The 25,454-nt window shown below is 55.4% G+C and carries 23 protein-coding genes; 12 read left to right on the top strand and 11 right to left on the bottom strand.

The window, feature by feature from the left end:
• Positions 1–73: 73 nt before the first annotated feature.
• From ACQE3Z_RS02410 to ACQE3Z_RS02400, 3 genes are all read right to left on the bottom strand, one after another.
• Positions 74–1,540, bottom strand: coding sequence for an amino acid permease (locus ACQE3Z_RS02410; protein ID WP_250650379.1), 1,467 nt, complete (start codon positions 1,538–1,540; stop codon positions 74–76).
• A 127-nt stretch (positions 1,541–1,667) separates the two neighbouring features.
• Positions 1,668–2,534: a DNA-binding transcriptional regulator YeiE gene (gene yieE / locus ACQE3Z_RS02405; RefSeq protein WP_250650380.1), complete on the bottom strand. Its 867-nt coding sequence runs from the start codon at positions 2,532–2,534 to the stop codon at positions 1,668–1,670.
• 10 nt (positions 2,535–2,544) lie between these two features.
• Entirely contained in the window at positions 2,545–2,922 is a 378-nt protein-coding gene (locus ACQE3Z_RS02400; RefSeq protein WP_426971968.1) for a YkvA family protein, read from the bottom strand.
• Positions 2,923–3,033: 111 nt separating this feature from the next.
• Here ACQE3Z_RS02400 and ACQE3Z_RS02395 point away from each other — a divergent pair, with 111 nt between their 5' ends.
• Positions 3,034–4,092: a YeiH family putative sulfate export transporter gene (locus ACQE3Z_RS02395; protein ID WP_426971967.1), complete on the top strand. Its 1,059-nt coding sequence runs from the start codon at positions 3,034–3,036 to the stop codon at positions 4,090–4,092.
• A gap of 55 nt (positions 4,093–4,147) precedes the next feature.
• Complete coding sequence (nfo, locus tag ACQE3Z_RS02390; protein WP_426971966.1) at positions 4,148–5,014, top strand: deoxyribonuclease IV; 867 nt, start codon at positions 4,148–4,150, stop codon at positions 5,012–5,014.
• Between the two features lie 62 nt (positions 5,015–5,076).
• Here nfo and fruA read toward each other — a convergent pair whose 3' ends face one another.
• From fruA to ACQE3Z_RS02370, 4 genes are all read right to left on the bottom strand, one after another.
• On the bottom strand, positions 5,077–6,786 hold the full coding sequence (gene fruA, locus ACQE3Z_RS02385; protein WP_426971965.1) for a PTS fructose transporter subunit IIBC: 1,710 nt from the start codon (positions 6,784–6,786) through the stop codon (positions 5,077–5,079).
• A 16-nt stretch (positions 6,787–6,802) separates the two neighbouring features.
• Positions 6,803–7,741 (bottom strand): 1-phosphofructokinase, encoded by a 939-nt coding sequence (gene fruK / locus ACQE3Z_RS02380; protein ID WP_085071091.1) that lies wholly within the window; start codon positions 7,739–7,741, stop codon positions 6,803–6,805.
• The gene (fruB, locus tag ACQE3Z_RS02375) at positions 7,738–8,871 is read right to left on the bottom strand and encodes a fused PTS fructose transporter subunit IIA/HPr protein (RefSeq protein WP_426971964.1); all 1,134 of its coding nucleotides are present in this window, start codon (positions 8,869–8,871) and stop codon (positions 7,738–7,740) included. Before fruB ends, fruK begins: the two co-directional genes overlap by 4 nt.
• A 327-nt stretch (positions 8,872–9,198) precedes the next feature.
• Positions 9,199–9,453 (bottom strand): YkgJ family cysteine cluster protein, encoded by a 255-nt coding sequence (locus ACQE3Z_RS02370; protein WP_426971963.1) that lies wholly within the window; start codon positions 9,451–9,453, stop codon positions 9,199–9,201.
• Positions 9,454–9,604: 151 nt separating this feature from the next.
• On the opposite strand from ACQE3Z_RS02370, the gene yeiP reads away from it, so the two are divergent.
• Complete coding sequence (gene yeiP, locus ACQE3Z_RS02365) at positions 9,605–10,177, top strand: elongation factor P-like protein YeiP (RefSeq protein WP_426971962.1); 573 nt, start codon at positions 9,605–9,607, stop codon at positions 10,175–10,177.
• Positions 10,178–10,229: 52 nt separating this feature from the next.
• Here yeiP and ACQE3Z_RS02360 read toward each other — a convergent pair whose 3' ends face one another.
• A complete protein-coding gene (locus ACQE3Z_RS02360; RefSeq protein ID WP_426971960.1) occupies positions 10,230–10,445 on the bottom strand; it encodes a hypothetical protein in 216 nt (71 codons plus the stop codon).
• Positions 10,446–10,625: 180 nt separating this feature from the next.
• On the opposite strand from ACQE3Z_RS02360, the gene ACQE3Z_RS02355 reads away from it, so the two are divergent.
• The 8 genes from ACQE3Z_RS02355 (at position 10,626) to yejF (ending at position 20,847) form a co-directional block, all read left to right on the top strand.
• On the top strand, positions 10,626–11,609 hold the full coding sequence (locus ACQE3Z_RS02355; protein ID WP_426971958.1) for a CobW family GTP-binding protein: 984 nt from the start codon (positions 10,626–10,628) through the stop codon (positions 11,607–11,609).
• Positions 11,610–11,647: 38 nt separating this feature from the next.
• Positions 11,648–12,361 (top strand): phosphatase PAP2 family protein, encoded by a 714-nt coding sequence (locus tag ACQE3Z_RS02350; RefSeq protein WP_426971957.1) that lies wholly within the window; start codon positions 11,648–11,650, stop codon positions 12,359–12,361.
• A gap of 520 nt (positions 12,362–12,881) precedes the next feature.
• The gene (gene mepS, locus ACQE3Z_RS02345) at positions 12,882–13,454 is read left to right on the top strand and encodes a bifunctional murein DD-endopeptidase/murein LD-carboxypeptidase (protein ID WP_426971955.1); all 573 of its coding nucleotides are present in this window, start codon (positions 12,882–12,884) and stop codon (positions 13,452–13,454) included.
• Between the two features lie 226 nt (positions 13,455–13,680).
• The gene (locus ACQE3Z_RS02340; RefSeq protein WP_426971953.1) at positions 13,681–15,258 is read left to right on the top strand and encodes a cyclic di-GMP phosphodiesterase; all 1,578 of its coding nucleotides are present in this window, start codon (positions 13,681–13,683) and stop codon (positions 15,256–15,258) included.
• A 60-nt stretch (positions 15,259–15,318) separates the two neighbouring features.
• Positions 15,319–17,124 carry an extracellular solute-binding protein gene (locus tag ACQE3Z_RS02335; protein ID WP_426971952.1) on the top strand — a complete coding sequence of 602 codons (1,806 nt, stop codon included), beginning with the start codon at positions 15,319–15,321 and terminating at the stop codon, positions 17,122–17,124.
• A 9-nt stretch (positions 17,125–17,133) separates the two neighbouring features.
• A complete protein-coding gene (locus ACQE3Z_RS02330) occupies positions 17,134–18,219 on the top strand; it encodes a microcin C ABC transporter permease YejB (protein ID WP_426971951.1) in 1,086 nt (361 codons plus the stop codon).
• Positions 18,219–19,244 carry an ABC transporter permease gene (locus ACQE3Z_RS02325; RefSeq protein ID WP_426971950.1) on the top strand — a complete coding sequence of 342 codons (1,026 nt, stop codon included), beginning with the start codon at positions 18,219–18,221 and terminating at the stop codon, positions 19,242–19,244. Before ACQE3Z_RS02330 ends, ACQE3Z_RS02325 begins: the two co-directional genes overlap by 1 nt.
• 1 nt (position 19,245) lies before the next feature.
• Positions 19,246–20,847 carry a microcin C ABC transporter ATP-binding protein YejF gene (gene yejF, locus ACQE3Z_RS02320; RefSeq protein WP_426971949.1) on the top strand — a complete coding sequence of 534 codons (1,602 nt, stop codon included), beginning with the start codon at positions 19,246–19,248 and terminating at the stop codon, positions 20,845–20,847.
• Between the two features lie 71 nt (positions 20,848–20,918).
• Here the strand turns inward: yejF and ACQE3Z_RS02315 are convergent, their stop codons facing one another.
• From ACQE3Z_RS02315 to rsuA, 3 genes are all read right to left on the bottom strand, one after another.
• Entirely contained in the window at positions 20,919–21,251 is a 333-nt protein-coding gene (locus tag ACQE3Z_RS02315) for a YejG family protein (RefSeq protein WP_085072322.1), read from the bottom strand.
• 244 nt (positions 21,252–21,495) lie between these two features.
• Positions 21,496–22,698 carry a Bcr/CflA family multidrug efflux MFS transporter gene (locus tag ACQE3Z_RS02310; protein WP_426971948.1) on the bottom strand — a complete coding sequence of 401 codons (1,203 nt, stop codon included), beginning with the start codon at positions 22,696–22,698 and terminating at the stop codon, positions 21,496–21,498.
• A 40-nt stretch (positions 22,699–22,738) separates the two neighbouring features.
• Positions 22,739–23,443: a 16S rRNA pseudouridine(516) synthase RsuA gene (gene rsuA / locus ACQE3Z_RS02305; RefSeq protein WP_250650395.1), complete on the bottom strand. Its 705-nt coding sequence runs from the start codon at positions 23,441–23,443 to the stop codon at positions 22,739–22,741.
• Positions 23,444–23,601: 158 nt separating this feature from the next.
• Between rsuA and ACQE3Z_RS02300 the strand changes: the two genes are divergently transcribed.
• On the top strand, positions 23,602–25,356 hold the full coding sequence (locus ACQE3Z_RS02300) for a DEAD/DEAH box helicase (RefSeq protein ID WP_426971946.1): 1,755 nt from the start codon (positions 23,602–23,604) through the stop codon (positions 25,354–25,356).
• Positions 25,357–25,454 lie beyond the last annotated feature (98 nt).

Raw genomic sequence — 25,454 nt, 5'->3', positions numbered from 1 at the left:
TGTGGCATCGTACCAGATAACAAAAAGGCGCAACTTTCGTCGCGCCTTTATTTTATTTGCCCGGCATTAACCGTTATTCACCGAAGCGTGGAAATTCCATATCGCGATAGCGTACGAAACGGCTGCGGCGTACCAGCTTGTAGCCAAACCAGATGATCAGGAACAGCGGAATGCCGATATAGGTAGCAGCCACGCCGTACCAGTCAATGGTGTCCGCCAGGAAAGCCTGATAGTTCTGACCGAGTGTAATAATCAAACAGAGCACAAAGGCGAAAATCGGCCCCAGCGGGAAGAAACCGGACAGGTAAGGCAGGTCTTCCAGCTTATGTCCCTGCGCCACGTAGCCGCGACGGAAGCGATAGTGGCTGATGGCAATGCCCAGCCAGGCGATAAAGCCAGTCATCCCGGAAGTATTCAGCAGCCACAGGTAAACCTGCTGGTTACCAAATTTTGAGGTCAGGAAGCAGAGCGCCGCTACCACGGTGGTGGCATAGAGCGCGTTACGCGGCACGCCGTTTTTCGACAGCTTAGCGAAAATACGCGGCGCTTTGCCTTCGCTGGCAAGGGTAAACAGCATGCGCGTCGAGGCGTACATCCCGGAGTTGCCCGCCGACAGCACCGCCGTCAGGATCACCGCGTTCATAACCGCCGCCGCCGACAGCAGACCGGCATGCTGGAACACCAGCGTAAACGGACTAACGCTGATATCTTTTACATCGTTACGCAGCAGGCTGGGATCGGTGTAAGGAATAATCAGGCTGATAATCAGAATGGCGAAGATATAAAACAGCAGGATACGCCAGAACACCTGACGTACCGCGCGCGGAATATTTTTTGCCGGATCTTCCGACTCGCCCGCCGCGATACCAATCAGTTCAGTCCCCTGGAAAGAGAAGCCGACAATCATCGCCACGCCAATCATTGCCGAAAAACCGCCAGCGAAAGGTGCTTCGCCAATCTGCCAGTTTTGCCAGCCAGCGCTCTCTCCGCCGCGCAGAATACCAATCATCATCAGCACGCCGATAATGATAAAGATAATCACGGTGGTGACTTTGATCAGTGAGAACCAGTATTCCGCCTCGCCAAAGCCTTTTACTGAAATATAGTTCAGCAGGAACATCAGGCCGAGGAACAGTGCGCTCCAGATCCAGCCCGGCGTATCCGGGAACCAGTAACTCATCACCAGCTGTGATGCCACCAGGTCAACGGCGATGGTAACCGCCCAGTTGTACCAGTAGTTCCAGCCAAGCGCGAAGCCAAACCCTTCTTCGACATATTTGGCACCATAGGTGGAGAAAGAGCCGGAAACCGGCATAAACGCCGCCAGTTCGCCGAGACTGGTCATCAAAAAGTAAACCATCAGCCCGATAAGCGCATAGGAGAGCAGCGCACCGCCAGGCCCCGCCTGCGAGATCGTCGCGCCAGAGGCGACAAACAGCCCGGTGCCGATAGATCCGCCGATAGCGATCATTGTCAGATGGCGCGCTTTTAGCGCACGCTGCAACCCAGGTGGTTGTGTTGTTTTTTTATCCTGAACCATATTTAAACGCTGTAAATGGGGTGAAAAGAGGCGCGATTGTAGCAACTCATCGGGTCAAGTATAGTGATAACCCTGCGTTATAAGTTACCTTCATGATCCGCGTTGGATTATTAGCCGTGCCCGTTGCTTACTCCCGGCAATAGCTCAGAAAGCGGCTCAGCGCCTTGGAGATATGCTTCTGCCGATGATGGATACGATAAAGTGTACGCGACAACGTTGGCAACGGCACCTTGATTTCCACCAGCGAGCCCGTTTCCAGCTGTTCGGCAATCACCCGCCGCGATAGGCAGCTAATGCCCATCCCGTGCCGTACCGCATGCTTGATCGCCTCAGAATTGCCCAGCTCCAGCGCCAGCTGAAAATGCGGCAGGTGCGAGAGCAGCAGATAATCCACGATTTCACGCGTGCCCGAGCCGTGCTCACGCAGGATCCAGGGCGCAGCGGCCAGGCTCTCCAGCGTGACCGGCTGCTGGCGCAACGGCGTATCAGGCGCGGCAAACACCACCAGCTCATCCTGCAGCCAGGGTTCGCTGATGATGTCGCTGAGGTGGCAGGGCCCTTCTATCAGCCCAAGATCCACGCGAAAATCGGCCACCGCATTGATCACATCCTGACTGTTGCCCACGCTCAGCTCCAGCGGCAGCTGCGGATAGTCGCGTCGCCAGGCGGCAAGCATTCCCGGCAACAGGTAGTTGCCAATGGTGCTGCTGGCGTACAGCCTAATCGCGCCGTTGTCTTCGCGAAACAGCTGTTCAATATCGGTCGCCTGCTCCAGCAGCCCTACCGCGCGTGGATAGAGCAGACGGCCATGTTCGTTTACCACCAGCCGCTTGCCCACGCGATCGAATAGCTGCACGCCCAGCTGCCCCTCCAGGTCGGCCAGCGCCGCGCTGACCGCCGACTGCGAAAGCGCCAGCTGCTGTGAAGCCTGGGTAGTAGAACCGCTTTTCAGCACCTCGGTAAATACTTCTATTTGACGCAGCGTAATATGCATCGATTGTCCTTTACGTCACAAAATGCCTGACGCCCCACATCAGCAGCGCCAGCCAAAACAGCAGCAAAATAATAAGGCTGCTGCTCATCATTTTTTTACCCTGCCGCTGGCGTAGCTCAGCGTTGGCCTCGCTGCGGGCGCGTACCTGCGTTGGCATCAGGCGCAACAGCAGCATCACACCCGACGGTACGATAACCGCATCATCCAGCCATCCCACAATGGGCATTACATCAGGGATCAGGTCGATGGGGCTAACCGCATAAACCGCCAGCCCCCCGGTAAAAAGCTTTAACCACAGAGGCGCATGAGGGTCGCGACAGGCGAACCATAGCGTAAGCGCATCTTTTTTAATAAGCCGCACCCAGCGACGTAGACGATTAAACAGCACTTTCACCTCCGCCTATATTACTTATTCCGATTGATAATAAATATATAATCAATTTCACTTTTAAGCCAGGCGCGGCGCACACTTGCCTTACAGGAAAAAAGGAATCTGCATATGGCTGAGTTAACCCTGACAAAACCGCACTATCGTCCAGCACGTTTTTTACCTGGGCTGCTGCTGACCGGCCTGATGGCTGCCGCTGCGCTGACGCTGGGCAATCAGCCTTCCTTCGCCGCGCTGGGTCTGAGCGGGCTGACGCTGGCGATCGTTATGGGCATGCTGTTGGGCAATACCCTTTATCCGCATCTTCACGCTGTGTGCGATAGCGGCGTGCTGCTGGCGAAACAGCGTCTGCTACGGCTGGGGATTATCCTGTACGGTTTTCGTCTTACCTTCCAGCAGATTGCAGGCGTGGGCATCAGCGGCATCGTTATTGATGCGCTGACGCTAAGCTCAACCTTTCTGCTGGCCTGCTGGCTTGGCCGTCGCTGGCTGGGGCTGGATCGCGAGAGCTGCTGGCTGATCGGCGCAGGCAGCAGCATCTGCGGTGCCGCCGCCGTGCTGGCAACCGAACCGGTGGTCAAAGCGCAGGCGGCAAAGGTGGCGGTGGCGATCGCTACCGTAGTGCTGTTCGGCACGCTGGCAATTTTTATCTGGCCGCTGCTCTGGCCGCTGGCGCAGCAGCTGTTTCCTGCGCTGACCATGACGCAGTTCGGCATTTATACCGGTTCGACGGTGCATGAGGTGGCGCAGGTGGTTGCGGCGGGCCACGCGATCGGCCCGGAGGCGGAAAACGCAGCGGTCATCGCCAAAATGCTGCGAGTCATGATGCTGGCACCGTTTCTGCTGCTGCTCTCCGCCTGGATCCAGCGCCAGAGCCCGCACTCTTCGACGCAGCGAAGCGCCGTGCCGTTTCCCTGGTTTGCCCTGATGTTTATTGCGGTGACGCTGTTTAACTCCTTCCATCTGCTGCCTGCTGGCTGGATTACGTTTATTAACCAGCTCGATACGCTGCTGCTGGCGATGGCGATGGCTGCCCTGGGGCTGACGACGCGCCTGAGCGCGATTAAACAGGCAGGCATGCGCCCGCTGCTGTTGGGCCTGATGCTGTTTATCTGGCTACTGCTGGGCGGCGGTGCCATTAACCTGCTGGTTCACCATTTCATGCCATAGGCGCATCAGTTATCATGGCCTGCCTGCTCAGGCAGGCCATTAACAGGAGAACAGCATGAAATTTATTGGCGCGCATGTCAGTGCGGCGGGCGGTGTGGAACAGGCGGTGTTACGCGCTCATGAACTGGAGGCAACCGCTTTTGCGCTGTTTACCAAAAACCAGCGGCAGTGGCGGGCAGCGCCGTTATCCACTGCGACCATCGACGCCTTTCGCAGCGCCTGCGAAAAGTACGGCTATAGCAGCGGTCAAATCCTGCCGCATGACAGCTTTTTAATTAATCTCGGTCATCCGCAGGAAGAGCCGCTGGAGAAATCCCGCCACGCCTTTATCGATGAGCTGCAACGTTGCGAACAGCTGGGGCTGTCCCTGCTTAACTTCCATCCCGGCAGCCACCTCAGCCAGATTGACGAAGATGCGTGTCTGCAGCGTATTGCTGAGTCGGTGAATATTGCGCTGGATAAAACCACCGGCGTTACCGCAGTGATTGAAAACACGGCAGGCCAGGGCAGTAATCTGGGCTATCGCTTTGAACATCTGGCGGCGATTATCGATCGGGTAGAAGATAAGTCGCGCGTTGGTGTCTGTATTGATACCTGTCATGCGTTTGCTGGCGGCTACGACCTGCGCACCGAAGCGGACTGCGAGGCGACTTTCGCCGAGTTTGAACGCATTGTGGGCTTTCAGTATCTGCGCGGTATGCATCTGAACGATGCGAAAAGCGCCTATGCCAGCCGCGTCGATCGGCATCACAGCCTGGGTGAAGGCAATATTGGCAAAACCGTGTTTAGCTGGCTGATGAAAGATAGCCGCTTTGACCATATTCCGCTGATCCTGGAAACCATTAATCCCGATATCTGGAAAGATGAGATCGCCTGGCTGAAGTCGCAGCAGCTTGCTTCTGAAGGCACTCCCACACTTTGAATGCAGGCGCTATAAAAAAAGCCAGCCCGAAGGCTGGCTTTTTAACAACGTGAACCGGTTAATCAGGCTTTTACCAGCTCAGCTTCAGGGCGCTTCAGCACCGCATAAGAGACGCCAGCCAGCAACGTACCTACCGCAATCGCCAGCAGATAACCCAGCACCGGGGTGATCGCGCCCGGGATCAACAGCACAAACAGACCGCCGTGCGGCGCCATCAGTTTTGCGCCTACCATCATGGAGATGGCACCCGTCACCGCGCCGCCAATGATACAGCACGGCAGAACGCGCATTGGATCGCGAGCGGCAAACGGAATAGCCCCTTCGGAAATAAAGCACAGCCCCAGCACCAGCGCCGCTTTACCGCCCTCCTGCTGACCCTTGTTGAATTTCCGGCGCGCCAGCAGCGTCGCAACGCCCATCGCCAGCGGCGGCACCATACCGGCAGCCATAATTGCCGCCATCGGCGCATAGGTTTGCGAACTCAGCAATCCCACACCAAAGGCATAGGCGACTTTGTTAATCGGCCCGCCCATATCAGCACACATCATACCGCCAAGGATTGCGCCCAGCAGCACCGCATTCGCTGTGCCCATATTGCCCAGCCAGTGCGTCAGACCTTCCATGATTTTCGCGACCGGCGTACCCACCACGTAAATCATCAGCAGGCCGGTAATCAGGCTTGCTACCAGCGGAATAATCAAAATCGGTTTCAGCGCTTCCATACTCTGCGGCAGCTTTACTTTGCTGCTCAGGAATTTGGCGGCATAACCGGCAATAAAACCGGCAATAATCCCGCCAAGGAAACCGGCGTTAATTGAACTGGCCAGCATCCCGCCAATCAAACCCGGCGTCAGGCCCGGACGGTCAGCGATAGAGAAAGCGATGAAGCCTGCCAGCACCGGTACCATCAGCGCAAAAGCGGTGCCGCCGCCAATCTGCATCAGCGCCGCCGCCAGCGTGCCCTGCTCTTTAAACGCGGTAATACCAAAAGCAAAGGAAAGCGCAATTGACAGACCGCCCGCCACGACCATCGGCAGCATATAGGAAACGCCGGTCAACAGGTGACGATAGGCCCCGGCGCGCTCTTTCTGCTCGCCGTCGCTGGACGCGCCCGACTGATTGCCTTTCGGCTGATAAGGCCGCGCTTCAGCCAGCGCCTTGTCAAACTCCTGCGCGGTTTTCTTCAGCGCCAGGCCGGTAGAGGTGCGGTACATCGGCTTACCGGCAAATTTCGCCAGATCCACTTCGATATCTGCCGCCACGATCACCAGATCGGCATCGGCAATTTCCTGCGGGGTAATTGGGTTACCCGCCCCAACCGAACCGCGTGTTTCCACTTTTACCCACCAGCCGCGTTTTTTCGCTTCGGTTTCAATCGCTTCGGCAGCCATAAAGGTATGGGCTACGCCGGTTGGACAGGCGGTGATCGCCACAATGCGTTTTGCGCCTGTCGCAGCGGCGTCGGCGGTTGCCGCCGGAGCCGCAATCGGTTCCACAGCCGGAGCCTGCCAGGGTTTTGCTTCTGCTTTGGCGCGCGCAAGGAAAGCCTGCGGATCGCGTACCGCCTGCGCCGCCTCGCCCAGCCATACCGCTTTGCCGTTCAGCGCACTGTCAGCAGGCATCTTGCTGCCCAGCGCAATCACCAGTTCAGCATCAGCAGGATTTTCCACCAGCGTCAGGCCAGCATTGCCCGCCGCCGCCGTGATAAGTTGTTTTGCCATATAACCGGAGGCCAGCCCCAGCGAAGGATCTGTAATCAGCAGCGTTTTCATTCTACCTCTCCTGCTGTCAGTTAAAGGGTTTCAGGTCGACGCGCGCCATCATCGCGGCCAACTGAGTACGATCGGTAACGCCCACATTGCTTTGGCTGACCGCCAGCGCGGCAACCGCCGTCGCCAGGCGCAGCGTATGTTCGCTTGATTCGCGCATCAGCAGGCCGTAGATCAGCCCGCCTACCATGGAGTCGCCCGCACCCACGGTGCTGACCACCTCACAGGCCGGTGGTTTGGCGATCCACTCGCCGGAGGCGTTGACCCACAGCGCGCCTTCCGCACCCAGCGAAATCACCACATGAGCAATGCCCTGCTCGCGCAGCGCATGCGCAGCTTCAATAACATCTTCAAGCGTGGGCAGCTTGCGTCCGGCCCAGATCTCCAGCTCGCGGCGGTTTGGTTTCACCAGCCAGGGCGCAGCTTTCAGTCCTGCCACCAGCGCTTCGCGGCTGCTGTCAAAAATAATGCAGGGACACTGGGCACGCAGATCGCTCATCCAGCGGGTAAAGGCTTCCGGCGCAACGCCAGCCGGCAGGCTGCCGCTAACGCAAACCATATCGAACTGTCCAAGCCAGGTCAGGGAATCAGTGGTGAAACGCTCCCAGTCCTGCGCGCTCACGTCAAAACCGGAAAAGTTCAGGTCGGTGACTTCGCCATCTTTCTCGGTAAGCTTAACGTTGATACGCGTGCGGCCCGGCACCACATGGAAACGGTTGGCGATACCCAGTTCGCTAAACAGATGCTGGAAGCCGTCCTGATTCTCTTTACCCAGAAAACCGCCAACGGTGACATCAATGCCCAGATCCTTCAGCACTTTCGCCACGTTAATGCCTTTGCCGGCGGCATGCAGCCCGGTGGTTTTCACCAGGTTAACTTCACCACGCTCAATTTCCGGGCAATATCCCACCAGGTCATAGGCCGGATTTAGCGTGATGGTTGCAACGCGTCTGCTCATGCTGCCCCCTCGCCAAGGCCGCTGTTAATGGCCTCTTCAATCGCATTCAGCGCCTGCTGCGCATCTTCACCGCTGGCGGTAAAGCGCAGGCGATGTCCTTTTTTCACACCCAGCGCCACCACCTTCATCAGGCTGCGACCATTGGCTGGCTTACCGCTGCCGTCAAGGTTGGTGATCGTGACATCACAGTTGAATTGCTTGATCACGCTGACCAGCGCGGTGCCCGGTCGGGCATGCAAACCATGTTCGTTGCGGATAATAAATTCCGCCGTCAGCACTTCCGCCTGTTCATCCACTTCGCTGGTTAACAGCGCCAGCACGCCAGCGGCATCCGCTTTCAGCAGACGCTCCGCTTTATTTTTCAGCAGCAGATCGCTGAGATAGTTAAGCACCTGCAGCGGCTTATCATCAGCCACCGCCACGGTCACCAGCATCGCTGCGGTTTCACCATCAACAACAACAGGCTGCGCGACGCGGCTGACCGCTACGGCGCTGCCCAGATTGCCTTCGGTGCTGTCGTTCAGCCAGATGCCCTGGCCAAGGTTCAGCGGCTTCGCGCCAATAACCTGCGCGACAAAACGTGCATCAACCGCACCCGCCTGCTGCAGTCGGCCCGCATTGAGCGCCTGTAGCGTCATTAAATCGCTGGCGTTGACATCAACGGCAATCAGCGAGGTATCAAATTTGAATTCGCTGCCCTGCTTTTCACCCATCAGCAGGCTGCGCAGTTCTTCGGCAGAGCTGGTGGTTCTTAATTGCGCGGCAACATCATCATCGCTCAGCACATGGGTAAGCTGACGCAGCAGCGCCAGATGCTCGTCGGAACGGGCGGCGATACCGATTACCACATACGCGGTTTGATCGTCGCCCCAGACGATGCCTTGCGGAAACTGAAACACCTGCACGCCGGTCTGCTGAACCAGGTCGCGGGTGTCGGTGGTGCCGTGAGGGATTGCAATGCCGTTGCCCAGATAAGTTGAAGTTTGTTGTTCGCGGGCCAGCATGCCGTTGACATACCCTTCGCCTACATTGCCTGCGGCAGTCAGCGCTGCGGCGACCTGGCGAATGGCCTCTTCTTTATTACTGGCTGTCTGCCCTGGATGGATAGCCTTGATATCGAGCTGGAACATAGTTCTCCTCTCCTGCCGAAATTGAATCGTTTCAGCTGTATTGAGAAAAAAAGCGTTACCCCATGCCAACTTTACTTGCGAGATAACGCTGAAACGTTTCAATCAGTTTGGTACAGAGTAGCGTTGACACGCAAGTTATGTCTGAATCCACGTAGCATATTTTTGAAGCAACGCACATTTCATTTACGTTTTCAGAATAATTCTGCTGCAAAGCTGAAAATAGCGCTGACGGCAAAGGTGCTTTATCGTTCAGCTTCAGCAAGCATCAGCTGATAAGAATAAGAGGCGGTAAAAGACCACAGGAAAGGCGAACAGGCAGGGATATTTTCAGGGGGCGGTGGCTGCTTCCAGTGTTAACAGCCAGGTAAGCGCCTGCTCACGGGAGGGGCCGCACATTTCAGCGGAAGGCTGCAAACCAGCGCAGACTTTAGGGCGCAGCGGCGAGCCGAATATTTTACAGCGCTGTTGGGCATCCAGCTGAATACAGGGCGTATTGGCCGGCTTGCCCTGCGGCATGCCGGGAATGGGTGATGAGATGGACGGCGCTGTACAGCAGGCCCCACAACCGCTACGACATTCCATAACATTCCCCCGCTGAAAACCTCGCGACAATAGCAGCCCGTTTCATGAATTGCTATCTGACTCGTTAAAAATCGCTGCAGGATCTTGCCTGTTCTGCTGGCCGGGAGTACTTTGTCGCGATTCTTAACTATACGATGCAGAGAGAATGTAGATGCCAAAAGCTAACGAAATTAAACGCGGTATGGCCGTGACCTGGAACGGCAAGCTGCTGCTGGTTAAAGACATTGATATTCAAAGCCCCAGCGCACGCGGCGCCTCAACTTTATATAAAATGCGTTTTACCGATATTCGTACCGGTATGAAAGTAGAAGAACGTTTTAAAGGCGACGATATCGTTGACGCTATCTCTCTGGTTCGCCGCTCGGTAACCTTTTCTTATGTCGATGGCGATGAATATGTGTTTATGGATGAAGAGGACTACACCCCTTACATCCTGAAAAAAGAGCAAATCGAAGAAGAGCTGCTGTTCATTCCTGAAGGCGGGATGCCGGGTATGCAAGTGCTGACGATGGATGGTCAGGTGCTGGCGCTTGAGTTGCCGCAGACCGTTGATATGGAAATTGTGGATACTTCGCCAGGCATTAAAGGCGCTTCAGCCAGCGCACGTACCAAACCCGCCGTGATGGCAACCGGATTATCTATTCAGGTGCCGGAATATCTTAGTAACGGCGACAAAATCCGTATTCATATTGCGGAGCGCCGCTATATGGGTCGCGCTGACTAAAATTCCGCTCTGTCTTTCACCAAACCAAATGTTACATTATAACATTTGGTTGTTACTGATAGCTGACGATAATCAGTCCCCGCTGCTGCTGGTTATCCAGCCAGATAAGCTGGGCTTGCACACTTTTCTCCGCCAGATCGCTGCGGGTAAGGTGCGCTAACGGCTGAGACTGACGCAACCATTGACCCTGACGATAACACTCGCTGTTTAATGTGCCCTGCGCTACTGCGATATTGCAGCCTGGCTCCTCCAGGCCGCCATGAAACATAAGGGTTCCGCTGCTGTGAGCAGAAAGGGATAACAGCGTTAATATTAAGGTCAAGCCGATGCGGTATTTCATGATTATCGCGCCCCTGATGGTTTATTGCCGGTTAAATATATCATTAACGGCATTTCGTTAGTTTGCAGCAGCAGCAGAAGGCGAATTAATCAATAAAAGGAGATCTCCATGATCCAGGTCAACCTGATTACCGGGTTTCTTGGCAGCGGCAAAACTACCACGCTGCTGCATCTGCTGGCGCAGAAACCAGAAGGCGAAAACTGGGCCATCCTGGTAAATGAGTTTGGTGAAATCGGTATCGATGGCGCGCTGCTGGCCGAAAGCGGCGCGGTATTAAAAGAGATCCCCGGCGGCTGCATGTGCTGCGTTAATGGTCTGCCCATGCAGGTAGGGCTTAATATGTTGCTACGTCAGCATCAGCTTGATCGCCTGCTGATCGAACCCACCGGTCTGGGTCATCCCAAACAGATCCTGGATATGCTGAGCGCCGAAGTTTACCAGCCCTGGCTGACGCTTCAGGCTTCGCTGGCGCTGCTGGATCCGCGTCAGCTAAGCGATGCGCGCGTATGGACCAATGAAAATTTCCGCGATCAGCTGGCCGCGGCGGATATTATCATCGCCAACAAGCAGGATCGCTGGCAGGAAGAAGATCGACAGGCACTGGCGCAGTGGCAGGCGGAGGCGCTGGCAGGTCGCCTGCTGGTCTCCACCGAGTATGGCCGCATCGATCCGGCGCTGTTGGCGCAACCGCGCCGTAATCTGCGTACGCTGCCGCAGAGCGAGGCGCATCAGCATAGTCACCTTGGTTCAGGGCTCTCAGCGCTACGTCTCGATCGCAATGCGCGCTGGCGTCGCGCCTTTAATCAGGGCCAGGGCTATTACGCCTGCGGCTGGGCTTTTGACAGCGATACGCTGTTCGATACCATCGGCATTCTTGAGTGGGCGCGCCTGGCTCCGGTGACCCGCGTTAAAGGGGTTATGCGCATCGCTGAAGGCGCGGTCAGCATTAATCGTCAGGGTGCCGATTTCCATATCGAGACGCGCCAGGCGCCGCCGCCGGATAGCCGGATCGAAATTATTCACGACAGTGAAGCGGACTGGAATCAGCTACAAAGCGAGTTGTTGAAGCTCCGTTTAAGCGATAATACCTAGGCTATGTCGCTATTTTTGACCTTTGCTGTGAGTTCCCTATGAACGCAAAACGTTTGGCGATTATTCTGCTGCTGAACTTACTTGGGGTGGCGCTGTTTTTATCCTGGTTCGTGCCTGAACATCACGGTGCCTGGTTCAGCATCGACAGCGCGATTTTTCTCTGGTTTAACCAGCATATGGCCACCAGTCATGCGTTTGCCTTATTGCTGGCGATCACTAATTATCGCGGCTTTGATGCGGTATCGCTGCTGGCGATGGGCCTGCTGTACTGGTCGTACTGGCTGCGTGAAACGCCGCAAGAGCGTCGCCGTATGCTGGCGATCGGTATCTGCATGCTGTTGACGGCGGTGGTGCTCAACCAGCTCGGCCATCTGCTGCCGGTAAAACACAGCAGCCCGACGCTGTTTTTTGAGCAGGCTTATCGTGTAAGCGAGCTGACCGGCATTCCTGCCAAGGATGCCTCCAAAGACAGCTTCCCGGGCGATCACGGCATGATGCTGATGATCTTTGCCTGCTTTATGCTGCGCTACTTTGGCAAAAGGGCTTTTGCCATTGCGCTGGTTATTGTGGTGCTGTTTTCGCTGCCGCGCATTATGGCGGGCGCGCACTGGTTTACCGATGTTGCGGTAGGTTCGCTCTCGGTGGTGCTGGTTGGGTTGAGCTGGTGGCTGATAACGCCGGCCAGCGATGCGCTGGTTAACTGGCTCTGGCGCACCCTGCCCGGCAAATATAAACCCGGTTTGCCGCGCTAACCTTTTGCCTGCGCGTGTCGAAACCGTGAAAAGCCCCGTCTGGTTATTGCCGACGGGGCTTTTTTATTTCCTGGTAATGAGTCTGCTAATTAGCGACGTAAAAGAAATAGTGATGACCGCCCGGCCTGAATATTGGCGGGCGGCCCTGCTTGTCCAGCCTGTTTTTTCTGAAAAATGCCGCTATCCGATAAATTGACCGGTTAAAGCCCCTTTAATCCCGCCATTATTTGCACAAAGTTGTCGATAAAGTAGCCAAATGGTTATGTATTGATTTCACATCAAAAAAACCTATAAAAAAGTGCGTAAAACCACTCGCCATGCGGCTTGCAATCGGTTAACCTCAGCCACAGCCAGGCAAAAGTCGTACGTAATGTACGCTTCTGTAAATAAAAAATGTGCGTATTCACACATTTTAAAGATTCAGAAATTGTCTTATGTGCTGGGAGTATTTAATCTCGTGCCGTTTTGCTCATTAATCAGCGACCTCCGGTCGTAAGGACTTCAAGGGATAATAAACACAATGGTCAAATCTCAACCGTTTCTGAGATATATCTTGCGGGTAATCCCTGCTGTCGCGCTGGCGACATTACTCTCAGCATGTAGTGGTCATCACGGACAAAATGCGCAAACTGAGACCCATGCAGTGAATAACCAGAATGGTTTTTTACTTCAAGCGTCTCAGGATGAATTTGAACAAATGGTGCAGAATGTCGATATTAAATCGCGCATTCTGGAACAATATGCCGACTGGAAAGGCGTGCGTTATCGTTTAGGCGGTACCACTAAACGTGGCATTGATTGTTCCGCATTTGTACAACTCACTTTCCGTGAACAATTCGGTCTTGATCTGCCGCGCTCAACTTCAGAGCAAAAAGATACTGGCCGTGAGGTGGCGCGTACCAAGCTGCGTCCTGGCGATCTGGTGCTGTTCCGGGCGGGCTCTACCGGCCGCCACGTAGGGATTTACCTGGGCAACGACAATTTTGTCCATGCTTCGACCAGCAGCGGTGTCATGATCTCCAGTCTCAACGATTCATACTGGAAAAATCGTTATCGCGAAGCACGACGCGTATTGAGCCGAACACAAAGTTAATTCTTCTCCCTGAAGTTTGATATTAATGAGCAATTAAAAACGCTGCCCCGGCAGCGTTTTTTTCGCCCTGAATACACAGCTTTTGGAAAAAATGCCCTGCTAAAAACCTTTACTCCAGAATAGCAAGACATACAGCCTCACTCGTTATATTCTCCGTTTCTTATTACCAGATACTGGCTGTACTAATTCTCACTATAAAAAAGGCTAAAGCGGGAGATTATGCCCAATGCCATTGTCCAAAGTTATAAAGCGCCAAGCGGATCATCCGCGCCGGATAGCCTGGATCAGTACCGTTGCGGGTCTCATTTTCTTTCTTATTTTTAGCACCGCTACTCTGTTTATTATTCAGCACAAGCGGGCGCAGCAACATGATCGGCTGGCCAATGCCAGCAAGGTTTATATGCAGAATTTGTTTAATAATCTGCAGAAAAATCTGCTGCCGCTACTTAAGTATACTAACGATAGCTGTCAGCGCGTCGGTAGCATACTTACCTCGCGCGCAGCCTTTATCAACGATATTCGCACTATCATGCTGGTGCGCGACGGTCAGGCCTGGTGTTCATCGGCTACCGGCGCTTTTCTGCTACCGGTGCGTAATTTTTCCTCCTCGCTGGTGCTGTCGCGTCCATATGATGTTGCGTTGGTCGGCGGCACGCCCATGCTTCCCCATCAGCCTGCGATTTTGCTGTGGCTACAGCATCCCAGTGTTGCCAGTCAAGGCATACTCGCCACGCTGGATGTTAATATGACGCCTTTGCTGTTGCTGGCAGCGAGCCAGGAGAGCCTGGATGGACTGGCAATCGTATCAGGCGATAAGGCGCTGCTCACCTGGAGTAATAAGCTAATTCCGCGCATGGCGCTGCCCGCTACCGCCCTGCGTCAGTTTAGCGTGCCGGGTTACGCGTTGACCTTCTATCTGTACGGTGAAGAACTCTCGGTACGCGATATCGCTTTCGTGTTACTGGCTGGCCTGCTGCTGGCGATGATAGTGGCGTCGGTCAGCTGGCTACTCTTTTCAGTGCGTCTGCGCCCCGGCAAAGAGATTTTGCTGGGCATTAAACGTAATGAGTTTCACGTGGTTTATCAGCCGTTGATCGAAGCGGCATCCGGTCGCGTCTACGGGCTGGAAGCTCTGCTACGCTGGACGCATCCGGTAACCGGTCCTATTCCGCCTGATGCCTTTATCACCTATGCCGAAAGCCAGAACATGATCGTCCCGCTGACGCGCCATCTGTTCAGGCTGGTCGCGCAGGATGCCCGGCTGCTTTGCTGCCATCTCCCACCGGGTGCTACGATGGGGCTGAATATTGCGCCGGGGCATCTCTCTGCCCCAGGCTTTCGCCAGGATGTGAACGAGTGGATTGCCAGCATGCCGCCTGCGCATTTTGATTACGTATTTGAAATAACCGAACGCACCATGGTTGCCGGGCAAAAGGCGGCGGCAGTATTTGACTGGCTGCACGAACAGCAGATCACCATCGCGATTGATGATTTTGGCACCGGTCATAGCGCGCTGATCTATCTGGAGAAATTCAGCTTTGACTATTTGAAAATCGATCGTGGTTTCGTGCAAAGTATCGGCATGGAAACGGTTACTTCACCAGTACTGGATGCGGTATTGACGCTGGCGCGTAAGCTAAACTTGAAAACCGTTGCCGAAGGCGTAGAGACGGAGGAGCAGGCCGCCTGGCTGATTAAGCGCGGCGTGACCCATATGCAGGGTTATCTGTTTAGCCGCCCGTTACCGCCTGAGCAGCTTATCCAATATTTGCAAAAGCAGCAGGCCGATCGAGCCGATGCTTAGCCCGCTGGTTCTTGACGGCGGCCACCGCGCCGCCTGTTTGTTCGGGAGATAACCGATTTAATGTTACTTCGTCTGCTTATACTGGCTCTTGCTATTGGCGCAGCGCCTGCTGCGTGGGCCGAAGTCATTCAGGAAGGCCACGCTTTCGCCGAGCTGGGCGAGCCAAAATATGACGCAAATTTTACCCATTATGATTACGCTAATCCGGCTGCGCCGAAAGGCGGTAAAATTACCCTGGCGGTGATAGGTAATTACGATAACTTCAACCGCTTTGCCTCTCGCGGCTATCCCGGTGAAGGAACCATTACGCTGTACGATCGGCTGTTCGCCACCTCTGACGATGAGCTCGGCAGCTACTATCCACTGATTGCGGAGTATGCACGCTATCCCGCCGATTTTAAGTGGGCGGAGATCACACTCAATCCCCGCGCCCGCTTTCATGACGGTTCGCCGATTACCGCGCAGGATGTCGCCTTTACCTTTGAAAAGTTTATGACCGAAGGCGTAACCTCATTTCGTCTGGTCTATAAAGGCGTTACGGTAAAAGCGATTTCGCGGCTGACGGTGCGCATTGAGCTGCCGAAAGCGGATAAAAGCCTGATGCTGGGGCTGTTTAACCTGCCGGTGCTCTCGGAGAAATTCTGGCAGTCGCGTAAATTCAACGAGCCGCTGGGCTATCCGCCGCTCTCCAGCGGCCCCTACCGTATCAGCGCCTATAAAATTGGCCAGTATATTACCTATTCGCGTGTTAAAGATTACTGGGCCGCCGATCTGCCGGTAAACAAAGGCCGCTTTAATTTCGATACCATCCGCTACGACTATTACCTGGATGACAATGTCGCCTTTGAGGCCTTTAAAGCGGGCGCCTCAGATTTCCGCGCTGAAGGCTCGGCCAAGAACTGGGCGACCCAGTACCGTGGCAGCAGTTTCGAGCAGCAACAGATCGTGAAAGAGGCGCGACCGAATCAGGTCACCACCGACACGGCCTGGCTGGCATTTAATAATGAAAAGCCGCTGTTCAGTGACCGTCGGGTGCGTCAGGCGTTAACGCTGGCCTTTGATTTCGAATGGATGAACAAGGCGCTGTTTTATGGTGCCTATTTACGCAGCAGCAGCTATTTCCAGAATACCGAATATGCCGCACGCGGCTACCCGGATGCTGCGGAACTGGCGATCCTCGCGCCGTATAAAGGCCAAATTCCGGATGAGGTATTCAGCGAGCGTTATCAGCCGCCGCGCAGCGATGGCAGCGGCTACGATCGCGCCAACTTGCTCAAAGCGCTGGCGCTGCTGAAGCAGGCGGGCTGGCAGCTTAAAAATCAGCAGTTGGTTAACAGCGCCGGACAGCCGTTTCGTTTTGAACTGCTGCTGCCGAGCGGTGGTAATATCGCCTGGGTGCTCCCCTTCCAGCACAGTCTTAAGCGTTTAGGCATTACCGTAGATATTCGCCGGGTCGACAGCTCGCAATATTTACGGCGGCTGCGAGGTGGTGATTATGATATGACGCCAGGCCAGTATTACGCCACGCCCTGGCCAAACAGCAGCCTTAGCCAGCTCTGGCAGTCGCCGTTTATCGATTCCAGCTGGAACCGGCCACGGATAAAAAGTCCGGTGCTGGATGCGTTAATCGATCGTATTCTGGCGCATCAGGGCGATAAGGCGGCACTGCTGCCGTTAGGACGCGCGCTGGACCGCATCCTGCTGTGGAACTATTACATGATCCCGATGTGGTATGGTGCCAGTGACCGCTACGCCTGGTGGAATAAATTTTCACATCCCACAATAACGCCTGCCTTTTCCGTCGGGCTGGAGAACTGGTGGTACGATGTGAACAAGGCTGAAAAATTGCCGGCCCAGCGGCGTTAAGGAGTCAATTTGGGCGCTTATTTGATTCGTCGTTTACTGCTGATTATCCCCACGCTTTGGGCGATCATCACGCTGAATTTTTTTATTGTGCAGATTGCGCCCGGCGGCCCGGTAGAACAGGCGCTGGCTAACGCGCAGTTTGGCCAGACCACCGGTCTGCCCGGCAGCAACGGCGCGGAAAGCAGCCGGGCAATACTTAACAGCTCGCCGGGCGATAGCCAGTATCGCGGCTCGCGCGGCCTCGATCCTGAAGTCATCGCCGAGATCACCAAACGTTACGGTTTCGATAAACCGCTACACGAGCGCTATTTCAACCTGTTGTGGGACTATATTCGCTTTGATTTCGGCGACAGTCTTTTCCGCAGCGCCTCGGTGATCCAGATGATTAAAGAGAGCCTGCCGGTGTCGATATCGCTTGGCCTGTGGAGTACTTTGATTATTTATCTGGTGTCGATTCCGCTGGGTATTAAAAAAGCGGTACGCAACGGCAGCGCCTTTGATGTCTGGAGCAGCACCCTGATTATCATTGGTTATGCGATCCCCGCCTTTCTGTTTGGCATCATGCTGATTGTGCTGTTTGCCGGCGGCAGTTATCTGGACTGGTTTCCGCTGCGCGGCCTGACGTCGCCGCAGTTTGCTACGCTGCCCTGGTATGAAAAGATCGCTGACTACTTTTGGCATATTACGCTGCCGGTAGTGGCGACGGTAATCGGCGGCTTCGCCACCTTAACTATGCTGACAAAAAACTCCTTTCTGGATGAGATACGTAAACAGTATGTGGTGACCGCGCGTGCAAAAGGGCTGGATGAAAACAAAATTCTCTACCGGCATGTATTTCGCAACGCCATGCTGTTGGTTATCGCCGGTTTCCCCGCCACATTTATCAGCATGTTTTTCACCGGCTCGCTGCTGATTGAAGTCATGTTTTCACTTAACGGTCTGGGCCTGCTGGGCTATGACGCCACCATCCAGCGCGACTATCCGGTGATGTTTGGTACGCTGTATATTTTTACCCTGATCGGCCTGCTGCTCAATATCTTAAGCGATATTACCTATACGCTGGTCGATCCTCGCATCGACTTTGAGGGACGATAATGAGCCGTTTAAGTCCGGTAAACCAGGCGCGCTGGCAGCGCTTCAGGCAAAATCGTCGCGGCTACTGGTCGCTGTGGCTGTTTGCGCTGATCTTTATACTATGTCTGGGCGCGGAACTGCTGGCTAACGACAAGCCGCTATTGGTGCATTATCAGGATCGCTGGTATGCCCCGCTGCTGTTTAACTATAGCGAAAGCGATTTCGGTGGTCCTTTTGCTACCGCCGCAGATTATCAGGATCCGTGGCTGAAACAGCGTCTGACGCAGGATGGTTGGGCGCTGTGGGCGCCGATCCGCTTTGATGACGACACCATTAATTTTGCCACGAAAGTCCCCTTCCCTTCTCCGCCCTCTACGCAAAACTGGCTGGGTACCGACGCCAACGGCGGCGATGTGCTGGCGCGCATTTTGTACGGCACGCGCATTTCTCTGCTGTTTGGCCTGATGCTGACGCTGATTTCCAGCGTTATCGGCATTACGGTGGGCGCGATGCAGGGCTATTTTGGCGGCAAAGTGGATCTGTTTGGTCAACGTATTATTGAAATCTGGTCCGGTATGCCGACACTGTTTTTGATTATTCTGCTTTCCAGCGTTGTCCAGCCCGGCTTCTGGTGGTTGCTGGCAATTACCGTGGCATTTGGCTGGATGAGCCTGGTCGGCGTGGTGCGCGCCGAGTTCTTGCGCACACGCAACTTTGACTATATTCGGGCGGCAACCGCGCTGGGCGTCAGCGACAGCCGGATTATGCTGCGCCATATTTTACCCAATGCGATGGTCGCGACCCTGACCTGGCTGCCGTTTATTTTGTGTGGTTCAATCACTACCTTAACCTCGCTCGATTTCCTGGGCTTTGGCCTGCCGCTCGGCTCTCCTTCGCTCGGCGAGCTGCTGCTGCAGGGGAAAAACAATCTGCAGGCGCCCTGGCTCGGTCTGGCGGGCTTCTTTACTCTGGCTATTTTACTGTCGCTGCTGATTTTTATCGGCGAAGCGGTACGTGACGCATTCGATCCCGCTAAGGTCTCCTGATATGTCTTTTCCCCTGCTTAGCATCAATCATCTCAGCATCGCTTTTCGCCACGGCGCTACCGAGCAACGCGTGGTGGATGACCTTTCGCTTAGGGTCGAAGCGGGCGAAACGCTGGCGCTGGTCGGCGAATCTGGCTCCGGCAAAAGCGTTACCGCGCTTTCAGTGATGCGTCTGCTGCCGTCACCGCCGGTGGTCTGGCCGCAGGGTGAGATCCTGTTCGAAGGGCAGGATCTGCTGCGCGCCGATGAACGCACGCTACAGCGGCTGCGCGGCAACCGCATGGCCATGATTTTTCAGGAACCGATGGTGTCGCTTAACCCATTGCATACTCTGGAAAAACAGCTGTATGAGGTGCTGTCGCTGCATCGGGGCATGCGACGCGAGGCGGCGCGCGCTGAAATGCTAAGCTGTCTTGATCGGGTTGGCATCCGTAACGCGCGTGCGCGCCTGGCTGACTATCCGCATCAGCTTTCCGGTGGCGAGCGTCAGCGCGTTATGATTGCGATGGCGCTGCTGACCCAGCCAGATTTATTGATCGCCGATGAGCCAACCACCGCGCTGGATGTCACGGTGCAGGCGCAGATCCTCACGCTGCTGAAAGAGCTGAAGCGCGAGCTGAATATGGGCCTGCTGTTTATTACTCATAACCTGAATATTGTTCGCCAACTGGCCGATAGCGTCAGCGTGATGCAAAACGGTAAAGGCGTAGAGCATAATCGCTGCGATCGGCTGTTTGCGACGCCGCAGCATCCCTATACGCGTAAGCTGATCGATGCGGAGCCGACCGGACGTCCCGCACCGGTTGACCAAAGCCAGCCCGCGCTTCTGCAGGTGAATCAGTTGCAGGTGGCTTTTGCAGTAAAACGCGGGCTGCTGCGCCGTACCACGCATCAATATCAGGCATTAAAGAACCTCAGCTTTACCCTGCGGCCCGGGGAAAGCCTGGGGCTGGTGGGCGAATCTGGCTCCGGGAAAAGCACAACCGGTCTGGCGCTGCTGCGGCTCATCGCCTCGCAGGGCGAGATTAACTTTGCAGGTCAGCCGCTACAGCATCTTAGCCGTCGGCAAATGCTGCCCTGGCGGCCCCGGCTACAGGTGGTTTTTCAGGATCCTAACTCTTCGCTGAACCCACGCCTGAACGTGGTGCAGATTATTGAAGAAGGTTTACAGGTACATCGTCCGGCGCTTACGGCGCAGCAGCGTGAAGAGCAGGTAATTCAGGTAATGCAGGAGGTCGGGCTCGATCCCGCTACCCGACATCGTTATCCGGCGGAATTTTCCGGCGGTCAGCGTCAGCGCATTGCTATCGCCCGCGCCTTGATCCTGCAACCTGAACTGGTGATCCTCGATGAGCCAACCTCCTCGCTGGATCGCTCGGTGCAGAAGCAGATCCTGGAGCTGTTAAAAAAGCTGCAGCAAGAGCATCGCCTGGCCTACATTTTTATCAGCCACGATTTGCAGGTGGTGCGTTCGCTGTGCCATCAGGTGGTGGTTTTGCGTCAGGGCGAAGTGGTTGAGCAGGGAGATTGCGCTGCGGTTTTTGCCGCACCGCAGCAGGAATATACGAGGCAATTGTTAACGCTGGCGCAAACGGCGGATTAGCAGAGGCACCGCAGCGCCTTATCAGTATCACTATCCGGCCGATAGCTAGCCAAATGACCGGAGTGACCGAATCAAAGCGACTGAGCGGTAAAGGTTTCGGCAATCGCCACGCCCTGATTTTTCAGGCGTACCGTAGCAGCGCTTTCATCGCTGCGCTGCACAAACAGACAGGGCTCGCCCTGCCACTCGACAATGGCACATTCCACCTGGATTTCCGCCAGCATGGCGCGCATTTTCTGCATCACTTCCCAGGCGGGCGCACCATCATGGCTAAGCAGCCGCAAACCAATCAAATCGTCATCGGCCGCCAGCGTATTCAGTTCTATCGCCCCGCCAGCCATTCCGGCAGCCCAACGGTAGCTTTGTGGTAAGCGATGTACAATCGACAATTGTAAAGTGTTCAAATGCAATCCCCAGGGCACCTGATGCTCGCGGTTCGCTGCCTCCGATCACAGCCTGACCAGATGGCAAAAGCGCGTAGCGAGCATTTTATTGTTACGGCATTTTGAGAGGTAGCTCTCATTTTGCTGCTATATGTACCGCGTTCGGGAAACAGGCACAACCACTTTTGCTTCATCCCTGTAACTTTTACACGCCTATACTTTTACATATAATCAACAAACCGCACTTTTGCCAGGGCGAAGAACGTTAACTTGCCTGCGTGTGCTTATGCGCGCGGCTGGCATAGCTAAACAGCAGCAGCGAACAGGTGGCGCATAAGGCTATTGACCATACCATCGGCCAGGCGGTGGTAAAATTAGCCATAGAGAGCAGTGCGCCTACCAACGCGCCCACACCAAAGCGCAGCGTGCCTGCCAGCGACGATGCGGTGCCGGCAATATGAGGAAACTCATCCAGAATTACCGCCATCGCGTTAGAGGAAACCATCGCCACACAGCCGATAAACAGCGCCACGCCAAACACCAGCGGCAGAAAACCGAGATCGAACGCGCTGACCACCAGCAGCCAGATGCCCATAGCAAACTGGATCAGCAGGCCAAATCGAAACATTGCCAGCGCACCAAAGCGGCGCACCGAGCGGCTGTTAATCAGCGTCATAATAAACAGGAACACTACGTTTAACCCAAAGTAGTAGCCAAAGTTCTGCGGCGAGACATGGTTAACTTCGATATAAACAAACGGCCCGGCGTTAAGAAATGAAAACAGCCCGGCAAACGAGAAGCCGCTGGCCATCATGTAGCTAAAGGCGCGCTTATGGCGAAACAGCGACAGAAAATTGCGTAGCGTGGTGCGTAAATGAAAGCGCTGGCGCTGCTCTTTTGGTAGCGTTTCGCGAATTTGCGTCGCGACCATTACCGTGACCGCCAGCGCCGCCAGCGACAGACTCCAGAAAATCGCATGCCAGCTCCACAGCACCAGCAGCCAGCCGCCGATAATCGGTGCCAGCAGCGGCGCAATGGTGGTTACTAGCATGACAAACGACATCATGCGTGAAAACTCCTCTTTCGAGAAAGCGTCACGCATAAGCGCGTTAATTACCACACTGGCCGCTGCCGCCGAAAGGCCGTGCAGAAACCGCATATTAATCAGCTGCTCAATGCTTTGTGACAGGGCACAGGCGGCCGCAGCCAGCGCAAAAATCAGCGTGCCGATGGTGATCACCGGCTTGCGGCCATAACTGTCCGCCAGCGGGCCATATACCAGCTGTCCCAGCGCAAAGCCCAGGATATAGACGTTAAGCGTCATCTGTACGCTGCCGGCGGACACGCCAAATTCCCTGGCGATCTGCGGCATCGCTGGCAAATACATATCGATCGATAAAGGCATTAACATCGCCAGCAGGCCAAGGATAATCACCAGCCCGATCGAGGAATTTTTTTCCTTACGCAACCTCTGCTCCTTTTGTCAGCTTATGCCACAGATGTCATGGTTAACGCGGCGCGCCGACGCTGGCGACCTCTTCCTCGGTCAGCGGGCGGTATTCGCCCGGCTCCAGATCGTCATCCAGCGTAATCTCGCCGATGCGCTCACGATGCAGCGCCACCACATGGTTGCCTATCGCGGCAAACATACGTTTTACCTGGTGATAGCGCCCTTCGCTGATGGTCAGACGCACCTCTGTTTCGCTAAGCACCTCCAGCGTGGCCGGTTTAGTCAGCGTTTTTTCTCCATGCAGCTGCACGCCCTCAGCAAACAGCTGCGCGGTATCTTCCCGTAGCGGATGCTCCAGCGTGACCCGATACGTTTTTTCACAATGGTGACGCGGCGAGGTAATGCGATGCGACCACTGGCCGTCATCGGTGAGCAGCACCAGCCCGGTGGTGTCAATATCAAGACGCCCTGCCGCATGCAGTTTCCATGCGGTCGGCTCCTCAATAAAATAGAGAATGGTAGGATGATCGGGATCGTCGGTAGAGCAGACATAGCCCTGCGGTTTGTTCAGCATAAAATAGCGCGGCCCGACCTGAAGCTGGAGCAGATTACCTTCATATTCTACCTGGTGTTCCGGCAGCACTTTAAATGCGCCGTCGCGTACAATTTCGCCGTCTACCGTTACGCGTTTGGCCCGCAGTTCCCGTGCGGCGATGGCTCGGCTAACTTCCAGTTGTTGAGAAAGAAATTTATCAAGTCGCATTACTGTTTTGATGCCTGTTGTCTGACCTGGAGAGATACGCCTGCGGCGCATTAAGAGCGCTAAGTATACCTGGAGTTGTCAGCAGCGGACAGAGTGAAATGCCGTTTCACCCGCTTTCATGGCATAATATGGGCCGGTTTCCAAAATCAATTCTGCTCATGTCGTTTACTCTGCGTCCTTATCAACAGGAAGCGGTTGAAGCCACGCTTAACCACTTCCGCCGCTCCCAACAGCCTGCGGTTATCGTGCTGCCCACCGGCGCCGGTAAAAGTCTGGTGATTGCCGAACTGGCGCGGCTGGCGCGCGGACGCGTGCTGGTGCTGGCTCACGTTAAAGAGCTGGTGGCGCAAAACCACAGCAAATATCTGGCGCTGGGGCTGGAAGCGGATATTTTCGCTGCCGGACTGGCGCGCAAAGAGAGTAAAAGCAAAGTGGTATTTGGCAGCGTTCAGTCGGTGGCGCGTAATCTGCCGCTGTTCGACAGCGCCTTTTCGCTGCTGATTGTCGATGAGTGTCATCGCATCGGCGACGATGAAAACAGCCAGTACCAGCAGATCCTTACGCATCTGCGTCAGCATAATCCTCAGTTGCGGCTGCTGGGGCTGACCGCAACGCCCTATCGTCTCGGCAAAGGCTGGATCTATCGGTTTCACTATCATGGCATGGTGCGCGGCGACGAGCGCGCCCTGTTCCATGACTGCATTTATGAACTGCCGCTGCGTTATATGATCAAGCATGGCTTTCTGGTGCCGCCGGAACGCCTGGATATGCCGGTGGTGCAGTACGATTTCAGCCGCCTGAGCGCCCAGGGTAACGGCCTGTTTGCCGAAGCCGATCTTAACCGCGAGCTAAAACAGCAGCAGCGTATTACGCCGCATATTATTAGCCAGATCGTAGAATTTTCCGCCGAGCGTAAAGGCGTAATGATTTTTGCCGCCACCGTTGAACATGCCAAAGAGGTGCTGTCGCTGCTGCCGGAAGGTAAAGCGCTGGTCAGCGCCGACACGCCAGGGCCGGAGCGCGATGCGCTAATCAATGCGTTCAAACAGCAGCAGATCAAATATCTGGTTAATGTCGCGGTGTTAACCACCGGCTTTGACGCGCCGCATGTCGACCTGATCGCGATTTTGCGTCCTACCGAATCGATCAGCCTCTACCAGCAGATTGTGGGGCGTGGACTGCGTCTGTGTGAAGGAAAGAGCGACTGCCTGATTCTGGATTATGCCGGTAACCCGCACGATCTTTTTACGCCGGAAGTGGGCGCGCCGAAAGGTCAGAGCGATAACCAGCCGGTGCAGGTATTTTGCCCGGCCTGCGGCTTCGCCAATACTTTCTGGGGCAAAACCACCGCTGACGGCACCTTGATCGAGCACTTTGGTCGCCGCTGCCAGGGCGTGCTGGAGGATGACGAAGGGAATCGTGAACAGTGCGACTATCGTTTTCGCTTTAAAAGCTGTCCGCACTGCAACGCGGAAAATGATATTGCCGCGCGCCGCTGCCATGAGTGCGATGCGGTGCTGGTCGATCCCGATGATATGCTGAAAGCCGCGCTGAAGCTCAAGGATGCGCTGGTGTTACGCTGCGGCGGCATGACGCTTGAGGCGGGCCGTGACGATAAAGGTGAATGGCTGAAGGCCACCTATTACGATGAGGATGGCACCAGCGTTAGCGAACGCTTCCGCCTACAAACGTCGGCCCAGCGCACTACCTTTGAGCAACTGTTTATGCGGCCGCATCAGCGCGCGCCTGGCGTACCGCTCGGCTGGCAAAGCGCCCGTGACGTGGTCGCGCTGCAGCCGCTGCTGCGTCATCCCGACTTTGTCGTGGCACGCGCACGCGGGCAGTTCTGGCAGGTGCGGGAAAAGGTATTCGATTATCAGGGCCGCTATCGCCGCGCTAATGAGCTGCGCTAATGAGCTGCGCTAATGAGCTGCGCCAGGCGCGCAGGCTTCAGCACTTCCGTTTGCCCCGGCGGCTAAACATCGCTATAATGCCGCGCGCTTTTGTCTGA

The organism is Pantoea sp. FN0307 (assembly GCF_050113815.1).
Classification (GTDB): Bacteria; Pseudomonadota; Gammaproteobacteria; order Enterobacterales; family Enterobacteriaceae; genus Mixta; species Mixta alhagi.
This window is presented reverse-complemented; position numbering and strand designations above follow the sequence as displayed.